Source organism: Stenotrophomonas sp. STEN029, from assembly GCF_056760015.1.
The window spans coordinates 1-12,456 of sequence record NZ_JBRREC010000047.1; the positions used below are offsets into that span (position 1 = coordinate 1).

Annotated in this window: 13 protein-coding genes; 9 read left to right on the forward strand and 4 right to left on the reverse strand. The window is 65.6% G+C overall.

The features are described from left to right. Positions 1 to 64: 64 nt before the first annotated feature. The 3 genes from ACVOLI_RS11690 to ACVOLI_RS11700 form a co-directional block, all read right to left on the reverse strand. The gene (locus ACVOLI_RS11690) at positions 65 to 946 is read right to left on the reverse strand and encodes a LysR family transcriptional regulator (RefSeq protein WP_481614541.1); all 882 of its coding nucleotides are present in this window, start codon (positions 944 to 946) and stop codon (positions 65 to 67) included. 135 nt (positions 947 to 1,081) lie between these two features. Beyond that, a complete protein-coding gene (locus ACVOLI_RS11695; protein WP_481614542.1) occupies positions 1,082 to 3,490 on the reverse strand; it encodes a sodium:solute symporter family protein in 2,409 nt (802 codons plus the stop codon). A 52-nt stretch (positions 3,491 to 3,542) separates the two neighbouring features. After that, positions 3,543 to 4,394, reverse strand: coding sequence for an HpcH/HpaI aldolase/citrate lyase family protein (locus tag ACVOLI_RS11700; RefSeq protein ID WP_481545116.1), 852 nt, complete (start codon positions 4,392 to 4,394; stop codon positions 3,543 to 3,545). Positions 4,395 to 4,802: 408 nt separating this feature from the next. Between ACVOLI_RS11700 and xth the strand changes: the two genes are divergently transcribed. Next, entirely contained in the window at positions 4,803 to 5,576 is a 774-nt protein-coding gene (gene xth, locus ACVOLI_RS11705) for an exodeoxyribonuclease III (protein ID WP_481614543.1), read from the forward strand. A 56-nt stretch (positions 5,577 to 5,632) separates the two neighbouring features. Here the strand turns inward: xth and ACVOLI_RS11710 are convergent, their stop codons facing one another. Further along, positions 5,633 to 5,887 (reverse strand): GlsB/YeaQ/YmgE family stress response membrane protein, encoded by a 255-nt coding sequence (locus ACVOLI_RS11710; protein ID WP_282270042.1) that lies wholly within the window; start codon positions 5,885 to 5,887, stop codon positions 5,633 to 5,635. Positions 5,888 to 5,989: 102 nt separating this feature from the next. Between ACVOLI_RS11710 and ACVOLI_RS11715 the strand changes: the two genes are divergently transcribed. From ACVOLI_RS11715 to ACVOLI_RS11750, 8 genes are all read left to right on the forward strand, one after another. Further along, the gene (locus tag ACVOLI_RS11715; protein ID WP_481614544.1) at positions 5,990 to 6,580 is read left to right on the forward strand and encodes a 4'-phosphopantetheinyl transferase family protein; all 591 of its coding nucleotides are present in this window, start codon (positions 5,990 to 5,992) and stop codon (positions 6,578 to 6,580) included. A gap of 236 nt (positions 6,581 to 6,816) precedes the next feature. Further along, positions 6,817 to 7,458, forward strand: coding sequence for a 16S rRNA (guanine(527)-N(7))-methyltransferase RsmG (gene rsmG / locus ACVOLI_RS11720; RefSeq protein WP_282270046.1), 642 nt, complete (start codon positions 6,817 to 6,819; stop codon positions 7,456 to 7,458). A gap of 415 nt (positions 7,459 to 7,873) precedes the next feature. Further along, a complete protein-coding gene (locus ACVOLI_RS11725) occupies positions 7,874 to 8,671 on the forward strand; it encodes a ParA family protein (protein WP_282270048.1) in 798 nt (265 codons plus the stop codon). Then, the gene (locus ACVOLI_RS11730) at positions 8,671 to 9,585 is read left to right on the forward strand and encodes a ParB/RepB/Spo0J family partition protein (RefSeq protein WP_282270050.1); all 915 of its coding nucleotides are present in this window, start codon (positions 8,671 to 8,673) and stop codon (positions 9,583 to 9,585) included. Before ACVOLI_RS11725 ends, ACVOLI_RS11730 begins: the two co-directional genes overlap by 1 nt. Positions 9,586 to 9,619: 34 nt before the next feature. Further along, on the forward strand, positions 9,620 to 9,928 hold the full coding sequence (locus ACVOLI_RS11735; protein WP_296250089.1) for a helix-hairpin-helix domain-containing protein: 309 nt from the start codon (positions 9,620 to 9,622) through the stop codon (positions 9,926 to 9,928). Positions 9,929 to 9,967: 39 nt separating this feature from the next. Next, positions 9,968 to 10,699 carry a suppressor of fused domain protein gene (locus ACVOLI_RS11740; protein WP_481614545.1) on the forward strand — a complete coding sequence of 244 codons (732 nt, stop codon included), beginning with the start codon at positions 9,968 to 9,970 and terminating at the stop codon, positions 10,697 to 10,699. After that, positions 10,696 to 11,661, forward strand: coding sequence for an NAD-dependent epimerase/dehydratase family protein (locus ACVOLI_RS11745; RefSeq protein ID WP_481614546.1), 966 nt, complete (start codon positions 10,696 to 10,698; stop codon positions 11,659 to 11,661). The genes ACVOLI_RS11740 and ACVOLI_RS11745 overlap by 4 nt, the downstream gene beginning before the upstream one ends. 72 nt (positions 11,662 to 11,733) lie before the next feature. Next, complete coding sequence (locus ACVOLI_RS11750; RefSeq protein ID WP_303748259.1) at positions 11,734 to 12,456, forward strand: glycosyltransferase family 2 protein; 723 nt, start codon at positions 11,734 to 11,736, stop codon at positions 12,454 to 12,456.

Here is a 12,456-nt window from a genome sequence, read left to right on the forward strand (position 1 = left end):
CGGCTGGAGCGTTACCGGTAAAGCCTCTTGCCGAGCATGGCTCGGCACTACATGTGAATTTCGTTCAATCCGTCGGCTGCAACAACGCCGTACGCGCCTCGTCCAGCAGCACGTTGACCTGGCGCAGGCGCACCGAGGAGCGTGACCAGACCATGCCGATGCGGCGCGGCTCGCTGGGCTCCGGCAGGGGAATGCGCACCACCGAAATGCCTTCCGGCCACGGCTTGGCCCAATCCGGCACCAGCGACACGCCCAAACCACGATCGACCATCACCGCGATCGCATTGAGCGCATTCAGCTCGAACCGTTCGCGCGGCACGATGCCGGCCTTGCGCAGGTATTCATCGGCCTGGCGGCCGCCCCATTCATGGCGGTCGTAGCGGATCAGCGGTTCCTCGCGCAGCAGCTTGTGCGGATCGGCACCGGCCATGCGCGCCGGCGCCAGCACCACCAGCGGCTCTTCACGCAGCAGCTGCCAGTCGCAGGTCTTGGGCAGCGAGAACGGTGCCTGCAGCACCATCGCCGCATCCAGGTCACCCGATTCCACCGCGCCATAGAGGTCGGCCGAGTAACCGGGTTTGATGAAGACGTTGATCTCGGGGAACTTGGCCACCATCCGCGCCAGGATGTCCGGCACCAGCCCGCCCAGCGCGGTAGGGCAGGCGCCCAGCCGCAGTTCGCCAGCCATGCCGCTTTCGTTGGCGACACTGCGCAGGTCGGCCACGCCACGCAGCAGGTCGCGCGCCCGCTGCAGGATACGCGCACCTTCCTCGGTGACGCTGACGGTGCGGCCGGCGCGGGCGATCAGCGGCGCGCCCAGCTCGCGTTCCAGCGTGCGGATCTGCTGGGCGACGGCGGCCGGGGTGATGTGCAGCAGGCGTGCGGCCGCGGCCATGGAGCCACGGTCGACCACGGTGACAAAGGTATTGAGGAACTGGGTTTCCACGCGATTAGACCTCTCAGCTGCGCGCCAAACTACACCAGCGGGCGCGGCGGCGCGATCCGACCAACGTCATGGTCGTTGCTGAAGCTGGCTTCACGCCGCCGCGGAACAGGCCCGCAGCGGCATGCAGACCGGTCTTCACACCGCGTCCTGCTTGTAGATGGTCAGGCCCTTCAGCGAACGGCTCGGGGCCGGGAAGAACAGGCTGGCCAGATAGCCGATCACGATGCACAGGAAGATCGAGATGGCCAGGTAGAAGTACGGATGGACCAGGTTGAACCACCATGCGACGAAGGTCAGCACGATGCTGGCGGCAACACCGATCGCCACGCCGGCGGAGTTGGCGCGGCGGGTGAACATGCCCAACGTATAAGCACCGGCAAAGCCGCCGCCGAGCAGACCAGCCAGTTCGATCGACACGTCGAACAGCGAGTGGATGTCGTAGCGGGTCATGATCAGCGCCAGGCCGATCGCGGTCAGGCCGACCAGCACCGTGGAGATCTCGGCGAACAGCACGCTCTTGCGTGGGGTCGGGTTCTTGGCGATGCGCTCGTAGAAGTCGACCGAGATCAGCGTGGCGACGCTGTTCATGATGCTCGACAAGGTGGCCATTGCCGCGGAGAACACGCCGGCGATGATCAGGCCGGTGACGCCCGGCGGCAGTTCGGCGGCGATGAACAGCGGGAAGGTCGCATCGATCGGCAGCAGCGGGTCAAGGCGTTGCGGGTTGTTCTTGTAGAACACCCACAAGGCGGTACCGATGCCGTAGAAGATGAAGCCGCCCGGGATCATGATCGCAGCGAACGCCCAGATCGAACGGCCAGCTTCCTTGTCCGACTTGGTGGCCAGGGTGCGCTGCATCAGCACCTGGTCCTTGGGGAAGGTCAGCACCACGTCGAACACGACCAGGAAGATGAAGCCCCACACCGTGGCCTTGGTCAGGTCGAAGCTGAAATCGAACAGCTTGGTCTTGTCTTCCATCGCCGCGGTGGCCACGAATTCACCGAAGCCGCCCTTCAGCGTCCACACGATAAAGAGGATGGCGAAGATCGCGCCGCCCATCTTCACGATCACCTGCACGAAGTCGGTCCAGATCACCGCCTTCATGCCGCCCATCGCGGTGTAGAGGATGGTGAACACGCCCATCATCATGATGCTCCACACCACGCTGATGCCGGTGATGGTGGCGATGGCCAGCGCCGGCAGGAACAGCACCACGCTCATGCGCGCACCGATCTGCATGACGATGCACAGCGCGCTGGCGAGCATACGGATGGCCGGATGGAAGCGGGTTTCCAGATAGGAGAACACGCTCATCAAATCCAGGCGGCGCAGCAGCGGCACGATCCACACCGCCACGAACATCAGGCCCAGCACCGCGATCAGGTTGTTGGTCAGGTACTGCCAGTTGGTCTCGAAGGCCTTGGCCGGAATGGCGATGAAGCTGATCGAGCTGGTGTTGGTGGCGTACAAGCTCACGCCCGCTGCCCAGAACGGAATGCTGCGGCCACCGACGAAGAAGTCGGCGGTGCTGGCGCGCTTCTCGCGGAAGTAGAAGTAGGCGCCCATGCCCAGCATCGCGCCCAGGTAGATGATGATTACCGTCCAGTCCATCCAGCCCAGCAGGTGCTTGCCGCTCTGCAGTTCAAAGGTGTGCAGGCTGCCATCGGCATTCGCCCAGGCCAGGCCATTGCCCCAGCTGGCGCTGGCCAGCGGTGCGTTGGCATCGGTATCGGCCAGATCAGCCCAGGCGCTGGTGATGGTGTGGAAGGTGCGCGCGTGGCTGCTGCCAATCGCGTCGGTCACCTGCATCAACAAGTGCGCCTGGCCGAGTGCACGCAACGAACCCGGGACAACGTCGCCACCGATGGCGGGCAGCTCATGCCAGCCCTTCTCTGCGTTCCAGCGCAGCAGTTGCTGCGCACCGTTGTTGCCGACCACCGCATACAACGCGCCTTTCTGCGCCTGCAGGGCGACAACCGCGGCAGCGCCCGGCCAGATCGGCTGCGGCTGCCACTGCGTGGCGTCGGTCGGTTTTTTGTACAGCTGGGTCACGCCGCTATCGTCGACACCGGCCACGAACAGGGCGCCATCCAGGGCGGCTGCATGCGCATTGCCCAGTGGCGATGGCAGTGCCAGCGACTGGCCCTTGCCGAGGCTTTCGCCCTTGAGCGTGAGCTGCTGCAGCTGATCGCTGTGGCTCGCATCCGGGCCGGTCAGCACCCAGGTTTTGTCACCGTTGCGGACGATGTCCTGCACCACTTCATTGCTGATGCCGGTGGTGGCCGTCCACGCCTTGCCATTCTTGTCGAGCAGCCAGGCCTTGTCGCCGGAGCGGGCCAGCAGGCGGCCATCGACATCCAGCAACTGCTGCACCGGCGCGGCCTCCGGCAGTGCCGGCAGCGAGCCGGGCTTCACTGCATTCAAACTCTCGTCGGCGGCCGCCGTGCCGGCCAGTGCCAGCAAGGTGGTGACGACGAGCAGACGGAAGCCGAGCGAGAAGCGGTGCGACAGCGCGGCGAGCGCGGTGGCCATGGGCGTGGGCATGGATGGAATCCCGGTAATGAACGGCGTGGCGGCGAACCGCCAGATGGAAAGATCAGGCGCGCAGGGCGCCGGCGAGCAGGGCTTCGGCCCGGCGCAGGTAGGGCACATCGATCATGCGTCCCTCGAACAGGAACGCACCGCGGCCCAGATCGCTGGCCGCTTGCGCGGCGGCAACAATACGCCGTGCTTCGTCCAGTTCGGCCTCGGCCACGCTGAAGATCACATTGGCCTGGCCCACCTGGCGCGGATGGATGCAGCTCTTGCCGATATAGCCCAACTGCTGCGCGAGCATGGCCTCGGTACGGAAGCCCTCGGCATCGGCCACATCCGGCCAAGCCCCATCACAGGCGAACACGCCCGCTTCGGTGGCGGCCATTTTCACCGCGAACAGCACCGCATGCACATTGGCCGGCGTGCGGGCGATGCCATTGGGCGCGAACAGATCGCCCAGGCCCAACTGCAGGCCGGCCACGCGCGGATGCGCGCCAGCCAGTTCGGCGGCCAAACGCAGACCACGCGGGGTTTCGATGTTCAGCAGCAGGCCGATCGGGCGGGTGACGCCATTGGCGGCCTCGGCGCGTTCGAGCGCAACGACCACCTGCCGCACCTGCGCGGCCGATTCCACCTTGGGGATATTGAGCAGCCACAGGCCGGGCACCGCCATCGCAGCCAGATCGGCGGCGAAGTGCGGGCTGTCGGTGGCGTTGGTGCGCACGATCAGCAGCTTGTTGCTGGCAAGCACGTCGGCACGGGCGAGGAAGCTTGCGATGGCCGCACGCGCCGCCTGTTTGCCAGCCTCGGGGACGGAATCCTCCAGATCGAAGGACAGAGCATCGGCCGCACTGGCCAAGGCCTTGTCGAACAGTTCCGGACGTGCGCCGGGCACAAACAGCTTGCTACGCATGGCTTCCCCTCACTTTGAGAGGCAGTCTGCGCGAATCGGAACGCTGAAAAAGTGTATTCCCCGACATTCACCCGATAGGTTTTGTTGTGGTTTGCGGGATTTGGCGGGTGGGGAGAAAGACTCAGCAAGGCGTCCAGGCGCGGGCTGTCCCTCCCCCCCCCGGGGGGGCCCGGGCCCCGACCCGCCGCCCCCCCCGACGGGGGGGGGCGGAAGGGGGGGCGCTTTTGACCTTGCCTCAGTTGCGGGAAGACAAGCGGAAGCGACGGGAGGGCCAAAGCCAAAGCCAAAGCCAAAGCACCCCTCCCCAACCCTCCCCTGCGCCTTTGGCGCAAGGGAGGGGGCTGATTGCTGCCGTCGTCAGGTGATGAAGAGGGGCCATTGGCCCCGGCCCCGGCTAGAATCCCCTACATGAAAATCGCTTCGTGGAACGTCAATTCGCTCAATGTCCGCCTGCCGCACCTGGAACAGTGGCTGGCCGACTTTGCCCCCGACGTGGTCGGCATCCAGGAAACCAAGCTGGAGGACCACAAGTTCCCCGATACGCGGCTGCTGGAGCTGGGCTACCGCAATGTGTTCGCCGGGCAGAAGACCTATAACGGCGTGGCGCTGCTGTCGCGGCATCCGATCGAAGACGTGCAGATCGGCATTCCCGGCTTCGAGGACGAGCAGAAGCGCGTGATCGCCGGTACCGTCAACGGTTTGCGCATCATCAATCTGTATGTGGTCAACGGCCAGGACGTGGGCACCGACAAGTACGCTTACAAGCTGCGTTGGCTGGAAGCGGTGCACGCCTGGGTCGCGGCCGAGCTGCAGAAGCATCCGCAACTGGTAGTGATGGGCGATTTCAACATCGCGCCGGATGACCGCGATGTCTACGACCCGGCGGTGTGGAACGGTGACCACATCCTGACCTCCACCGCCGAGCGTGGCGCGCTGCAGAAGCTGCTGGATCTGGGCCTGCACGACGCTTTCCGCCTGCACAACGATGCCGCTGGCATCTTCAGCTGGTGGGATTACCGTGCGGCCGGTTTCCGTCGCGACCTGGGCCTGCGCATCGACCTGACCCTGGTCTCCGATGCGCTCAAGCCGCGCGCTGTCGCCTCCGGCATCGACCGCGAGCCGCGCACCTGGGAACGCCCCAGTGATCACGCGCCGGCCTGGGTGCAATTGGCACAGGGCTGAAACAACAAGGCCCGGCTGTTGCCAGCCGGGCCTCGGTCGAATCGGCGCCAGAACGGTTAACGCACGCTTTTGCGTGTGAACAGATTGACGATGGCCAGCAGCACTACCGCGCCGACCAGTGACAACAGGAAGGAGCGCACGGTGATCGCACCATTGATGCTGCCGCCGCTGAAGAAGAAGCCGGCGATCATGGCGCCGACGATGCCCACCACGATGTTCAGGATGATGCCCTGCTGCGCATCGCGGCGCATGATGATGCTGGCCAGCCAACCCACGACGCCACCAATAATCAACCAGATGATGATGCCCATGCGCGAACCTCCCTGCCGTGAAGCACCCCGAAAGGTGCGGTGGCGACAGTCAACGCGCAGTGGCGTTAAGAACATGTTTGTCCGGGCAGGAGCCTGTTCAGCATGAGCCCCGCTGGTCGCCATTGGCAGTTTGGTCAGGTGGAGGTGTGGCTGCTGCCGCATACCCCTGGAACCCGTGGTGAGCCGCAGGCCCGCGAGGTGCTGGCCGGTGTTTTCGATACCACGCCCGAGACCTTGCCGCTGACCCGCGATGAGCGCAGCCGGCCGTGGCTGATCGGCGAGCTGGCGCACTACGGCACCGGCTGGAGCCATAGCGGCGGCCATCTGCTGGTGGCGCTGGGCGAGGGCGCACGCCTGGGCGTGGACCTGGAGCGGCAGCGGCCACGCAAGCAGATGCGCGAGGTGATCCGTCGTTTCTTCCACCCGGAGGAGATTGCCTGGCTGGATGCACTGGACGACAGCGGCTGCGAGCACTGGTTCTTCCGCGTGTGGTGCGCCAAGGAGGCGCTGCTGAAGGCGCACGGGCATGGCATTTCGTTCGGGCTGGAGAAGCTGCGCTTCGCGCCGGATGCGACGGGGGCCTTGCAGCTGGTGTGGTGCGACCCGGGCCTGGGTGATGCGGCCCGCTGGCATTTATATGAGTGGCAGGCGACGGAGGATTTTCGCGCTGCTCTGGCGTGGTATCCGCTGTAGCTTCTGCTCCCTCCCTTTGGCCGCAGGCCAAGGGGAGGGCCGGGGAGGGGTGGTTTTGCTCCCTCCCTTGCGCGAAGCGTAGGGGAGGGCCGGGGAGGGGTAGCTGTTGCCGTTGCTCTTGCCCTGCGCGACAGATCAAAAGCCAGATCCAAAGCACCCCTCCCCAACCCTCCCCTGTGCTGCGCACAAAGGAGGGGGCCTAAAGCGAAAGCGCCACTCCTGCGATAATCCCTGCCATGAACGACACCACTCTCCCGCGCGAAGTCGCCAGCGACCTCGACCACGGCTTGAAGGCCATGGGTCTGGACGCCGCTTTGGCCAAGCCCCTGCTGGCCTACCTGACCCTGCTGGTGCGCTGGAATCGCACCTACAATCTCACCGCCATCCGCGATCCCCGCGAAATGGTGACCCGCCATCTGCTCGATTCGCTGGCCATGGCCGAGCATGTCAGCAGCGGCAGTCTGGCCGATCTGGGCACCGGCCCCGGCTTGCCGGGCATTCCGTTGGCGATCACCCACCCGCAGCTGCAGGTGACCTTGGTCGAGAGCAACGGCAAGAAGGCCCGCTTCATGCGCGAGGCCGTGCGCCAGCTTGGTCTGGGTAATGCCCGCGTCGCCGAATCCCGCGCCGAAGCGCTGGACGAGCCGGGTGCTTACGACAACCTCACCGCCCGTGCCATGGATACGCTTGCCGGCATCATCGAGGTTGGCGGTCATCTGCTGCGCCCCGGCGGCCAGTTGCTGGCGATGAAGGGGGTGTACCCGCACGAAGAGATCGCCCAGCTGCCCGCCGGCTGGCAGGTGCTGGAAGTGCGCCCGCTGCAGGTGCCGGGGCTGGTTGGTGACCGGCATCTGGTGGTGGTGGAGCGCAAGGGCTAGAGCTGTAGTGCCGAGCCATGCTCGACAGGGGCTTTACCGGCCAAGGCCAGAAGCTACCCCTCCCCAACCCTCCCCTTGGCTGCGCCAAAGGGAGGGGGCTGAAGCGGTAGTGCCGAGCCATGCTCGGCAGGGGCTTTACCGGCCAAGGCCAAAAGCTGCCCTCACCCCAACCCCTCTCCCGCAAGCGGGAGAGGGGCTAAAGCAGTAGTTCTGGACAATCCCCGCGGCCAAAGCCAAAAGCTACCCCTCCCCAGCCCTCCCCTGGGCTGCGCCAAAGGGAGGGGGTACGGCCAAAGCAGAGCAAATCAGGGCACATTCCCGGGCCAAAGCCGCCCGTTACCCGGAAACCGATTTCCGCCTGCGCGCCGCTACCCCCATAATGACCAGTCCAACTTCGCCAACGAGGCTCTCCTGCATGGCTCGCATCATCGCCATCGCCAACCAGAAAGGCGGCGTCGGCAAGACCACGACGGCTGTCAATCTGGCTGCTTCCCTTGCCGCCGCGCCCAAGCGCGTGCTGCTGGTCGACCTGGACTCGCAGGGCAACGCGACCATGGGCAGTGGCGTGGACAAGCGTGAGGTGGCTGCGTCCACCTGTGACCTGCTGCTGGGCGAGGTCACCGCCGCCGAAGTGCGCGTCACCACGCCGGAAGGCTTCGACCTGCTGCCAGGCAACATCGACCTGACCGCCGCCGAGATCCAGCTGATGGATCAGGGCGAGCGTGAGCAGCGCCTCAAGCGCGCGCTGGCGCCAATCCGCGACCAATACGACTACATCCTGATCGACTGCCCGCCGGCGCTGTCGCTGCTGACGCTGAACGCGCTGGCCGCCGCCGACTCGGTGATCGTGCCGATGCAGTGCGAGTACTACGCGCTGGAAGGCCTGAGTGCGCTGGTCGAAACCATCGACGCGCTGAAGATCAATCTCAACCCGGCGCTGGAGATCGAAGGCGTGCTGCGCACCATGTTCGACGTGCGCAACAACCTGGCCAATGCGGTGTCGGCGCAGCTCACCGAGTACTTCGGCGACCGGGTGTTCCGCACCATCGTGCCGCGCAACGTGCGCCTGGCCGAGGCACCCAGCCATGGCCAGAGCATCGTCGGCTACGACCGCGCCTCGCGCGGCGGCGTGGCCTACCTGGGCCTGGCCGGCGAGATCATCCGCCGCAACAACGAACGCAAGCAGCCCTCCCGGGCCGTGGAGGCTGTCTGATGAGTGCAGCGAAAAAGCGCGGTCTTGGCCGTGGTCTTGATGCCCTGCTGGGCCCGAAGGGCGCCGTAACCCCGGTCACCGTCGCTGCTGTCGCCGAGCCGCAACCCGGCGAAGTGCTGCGCAAGCTGCCCATCGACCAGCTGCAACCGGGCAAATACCAGCCGCGTCGCGACATGGACGAGGGCAAGCTGGCCGAACTGGCCGAGTCGATCAAGGCACAGGGCATCATCCAGCCCATCCTGGTGCGCCAGATCGAGGGCGGCAGCTACGAAATCATCGCCGGTGAACGCCGTTGGCGCGCTTCGCGCCTGGCCGGGCTGGACGAAGTGCCGGTGGTGGTGCGCGAGCTGGAGGACCGCACCGTCATCGCGATGGCGCTGATCGAGAACATCCAGCGCGAAGACCTCAATCCGCTGGAAGAAGCCGAAGCACTGGCGCGCCTGGTCAGCGAGTTCACGCTGACCCATGCCGAAGCCGCGCAGGCGGTTGGTCGCTCCCGCGCCTCGGTATCCAACCTGCTGCGCCTGATCGATCTGCCGATCGGCGTGCGCGTGCTGCTGGAAACCCGCCGCCTGGAAATGGGCCATGCCCGCGCGCTGCTGACGCTGGCGCCGGAACTGGCTACCAAGCTGGCCGAAGAAGCCGCCGAGCAGGGCTGGTCGGTGCGTGAAGTCGAGCACCGCGCGCAGCAGTTCGCCGCCGGCAAGGTGCCGGGTGCACGCAAGGCCAAGCCGTCGCCGAGCGCGCCGCAGGCCGATATCGCATCGCTGGAAACCGAGCTGTCCGAATCGCTGGGTGCGAAAGTGGCGATCAGCCACGGCCGCGGCGGCAAGGGCAAGCTGGTCATCCACTACACCGATCTGGACACGCTGGACGGCGTGCTGGAGCGGCTGCGCGTCCGCCAGAACGGCTGACGTACTTCATTCTCCACGAGGTGCATGCAAGGCAATGAACCCCACCAAGGTCGACCGCAATCATCTATTGCGTCTGACCGACCTGCCGAATGTCGGGCCGGCCTGTGAAAAGGATCTCCGTCTGATCGGGATCCGGGTTCCCGCGCACCTGCGCGGGCGTGATCCCTACGATATGTATGCGCAGCTATGCCTGAAGACCGGGGTGGTGCACGATCCCTGCGTGATCGATGTCTTCCTGTCGGTGGTGCGCTTTATGGGCGGCGATGCGCCGCAGCCGTGGTGGGCATACAGCAAGGAACGCAAGGAAACCCTGGCCAAGGACGCGCCGCTCACCCTGTGGTGAGGCAGGGGCGATGCTCGTGGCCACCAACCGGAGCAGTGCATGAGCAACACAGGCGACGAAATGAGCCCGGGCGGCAGCCGCATCCTGGACCACGGCCAGGCCAGTGATTTCGAGCCCGCACGCGGCCATTCGCACGGTGCGGCGATCAGCGCGCACATCGAGCACCATCTCGGGCCGATAGCCAACGTGCTGCATGAAATCGTCTCCGATACCGTGCGCGTGGACATCCATGTGGTGCCGCCGTGCGGGGACTGCCCGAATACGCGCCTGGTCACTTCCGGCATGAGCGATCTGCCGATGCAGCTGCCCGATGATGCCGAGGTCTCGCCCTACCTGGAGCTGATGCTGACCCTGCCGGGCGACTGGCCGCTGGATCACGCCCAGCTGCAGGACGAGCGCAATTACTGGCCCATACGCCTGCTCAAGACGCTGGCGCGGCTGCCGCACAAGCACAACACCTGGCTGGGCCTGACCCATACTGTGCCCAACGGCGATCCTGCCCAGCCGTACGCGCCCGGCGTGGCGTTCGATGGTGCGATCCTGCTGCTGGCGCTGTCGGCACCGGAAGATTTCGACACCCTGGTGATCGATGACGACACCAGCATCGAGTTCCTCTCCGTGGTGCCGTTATACCCGCAGGAAATGGCCTTGAAGCTGCGCGAAGGTGCCGATGCGCTGATCGACCTGCTGAGCTACAACGACATCGGTGATGTCATCGAGCCGGGCCGGCATAATCCGGCCCGCGAACACCTGTCCGGACTTCCTGCATGACCATTCTTGTTACCGGCGCCGCCGGTTTCATCGGCGCTTATACCTGCCAGGCACTGGCCGCCCAAGGCGAGGGCGTGGTCGGGCTGGACAACTACAACGATTACTACGATCCGCAGCTCAAGCGTGACCGCGTCGCTGCCCTGTGCCCGCAGCTGGATATGCGCGCGCTGGACATCACCGACCGCGATGGCCTGGCCGCGCTGTTCGATGAAATCCAGCCGACGCAGGTGATCCACCTGGCCGCGCAGGCCGGCGTGCGCTATTCGCTGGAAAACCCGCACGCCTACGTGGAAAGCAACCTGGTCGGCTTCGTCAACCTGCTGGAGCTGTGCCGGCACCGCAGCGTCCAGCACCTGGTCTATGCGTCCAGCAGCTCGGTCTATGGCAACTCGGCCACGCCACCGTTCTCCGAAGACCAGCGCGTGGACCAGCCGCGCTCGCTGTACGCGGCCACCAAGGCCGCCAACGAGTTGATGGCCTATACCTATGCGCAGCTGTACGGCCTGAAGGCCACCGGCCTGCGCTTTTTCACCGTGTATGGCCCCTGGGGCCGGCCGGACATGGCGCCGCTGCTGTTCTCGCGCGCGGTGCTGGCCGGGCGCAGCATCGATGTGTTCAACAACGGCCACATGCGGCGTGACTTCACACATGTTTCTGACATCGTCGCCGGTATCCTCGGGGCGCTGTCGCATCCCTCCGCCCAGGCCACACCCCACCAGGTGTTCAACCTGGGCAACCACACCCCGGTGGAGCTGGAACATTTCATCGACGTGATCGCCTCGGCCGCGGGGCACCCGGCGCACAAGGTCTACAAACCGATGCAGCCGGGCGACATGGTGGAAACCATGGCCGATACCTCGCGCGCCCAGGCCGCCTTCGGCTACGCGCCGGACACGCCGATCGAGCTGGGCCTGCCGCCGGTGGTGGAGTGGTGCCGCAACTACTTCGGGTCAAGCGCCTGACTCACCTTCCGCTAAGTTGAGTTTTGGAAAATGCGTGACCTTTCTTCAAATGCACAACCTGCGGAACCAGCAATGAACCAACCCAGCCTCTCAGTGGTTGTTCCCGTCTTCAACGAACGCGACAACGTCGCGCCGCTGGTCAATGAAATAACCGCTGCATTACGTGGCCAGATCGATTTCGAGATCGTCTACGTCGACGACAATTCCAAGGACGACAGCCTGCAGGTACTGCAGGCGCTGAAGGCCACCAACCCGGAGCTGCGGGTGCTGCACCACGTCAGCCAGAGCGGGCAGAGCACGGCAGTGCGCACCGGCGTCAAGGCAGCTCGCGCGCCGTGGATCGCCACCCTCGATGGCGATGGCCAGAACGACCCCGCCGACATCCCCAAGCTGTTGGCTGCACGTGCCAAGGCCGATGCGCAGGTCAGGCTGTTCGCCGGCTGGCGCGTCAACCGCCAGGATTCGGGCAGCAAGCGCTGGGCCAGCAAGTGGGCCAACGCCATCCGCGCGCGCATGCTGCGCGATGACACCCCGGACACCGGCTGCGGCATCAAGCTGTTCGAGCGCGCTGCCTTCCTCGACCTGCCGTATTTCGACCACATGCATCGCTACCTGCCGGCGCTGATGCAGCGTGCCGGCTGGAAGACGGTGAGCGTGCCGGTCAACCATCGTCATCGCACCGCTGGCGTATCCAAGTACAACAACCTCGGCCGCGCGCTGGTCGGCATCCGCGACCTGCGTGGCGTGGCCTGGTTGATCACCCGTTCCAAGCGCACCGCGGTGGAAGAGGTCTGA

Bases quoted from the DNA above. Each gene is read 5' to 3' on its own strand.
- ACVOLI_RS11695 (WP_481614542.1), bottom strand. From the start codon at position 3,490: ATGCCCACGCCCATGGCCACCGCGCTCGCCGCGCTGTCGCACCGCTTC.
- ACVOLI_RS11700 (WP_481545116.1), bottom strand. From the start codon at position 4,394: ATGCGTAGCAAGCTGTTTGTGCCCGGCGCACGTCCGGAACTGTTCGAC.
- xth (WP_481614543.1), top strand. From the start codon at position 4,803: ATGAAAATCGCTTCGTGGAACGTCAATTCGCTCAATGTCCGCCTGCCG.
- ACVOLI_RS11710 (WP_282270042.1), bottom strand. From the start codon at position 5,887: ATGGGCATCATCATCTGGTTGATTATTGGTGGCGTCGTGGGTTGGCTG.
- ACVOLI_RS11715 (WP_481614544.1), top strand. From the start codon at position 5,990: ATGAGCCCCGCTGGTCGCCATTGGCAGTTTGGTCAGGTGGAGGTGTGG.
- rsmG (WP_282270046.1), top strand. From the start codon at position 6,817: ATGAACGACACCACTCTCCCGCGCGAAGTCGCCAGCGACCTCGACCAC.
- ACVOLI_RS11725 (WP_282270048.1), top strand. From the start codon at position 7,874: ATGGCTCGCATCATCGCCATCGCCAACCAGAAAGGCGGCGTCGGCAAG.
- ACVOLI_RS11730 (WP_282270050.1), top strand. From the start codon at position 8,671: ATGAGTGCAGCGAAAAAGCGCGGTCTTGGCCGTGGTCTTGATGCCCTG.
- ACVOLI_RS11735 (WP_296250089.1), top strand. From the start codon at position 9,620: ATGAACCCCACCAAGGTCGACCGCAATCATCTATTGCGTCTGACCGAC.
- ACVOLI_RS11740 (WP_481614545.1), top strand. From the start codon at position 9,968: ATGAGCAACACAGGCGACGAAATGAGCCCGGGCGGCAGCCGCATCCTG.
- ACVOLI_RS11745 (WP_481614546.1), top strand. From the start codon at position 10,696: ATGACCATTCTTGTTACCGGCGCCGCCGGTTTCATCGGCGCTTATACC.
- ACVOLI_RS11750 (WP_303748259.1), top strand. From the start codon at position 11,734: ATGAACCAACCCAGCCTCTCAGTGGTTGTTCCCGTCTTCAACGAACGC.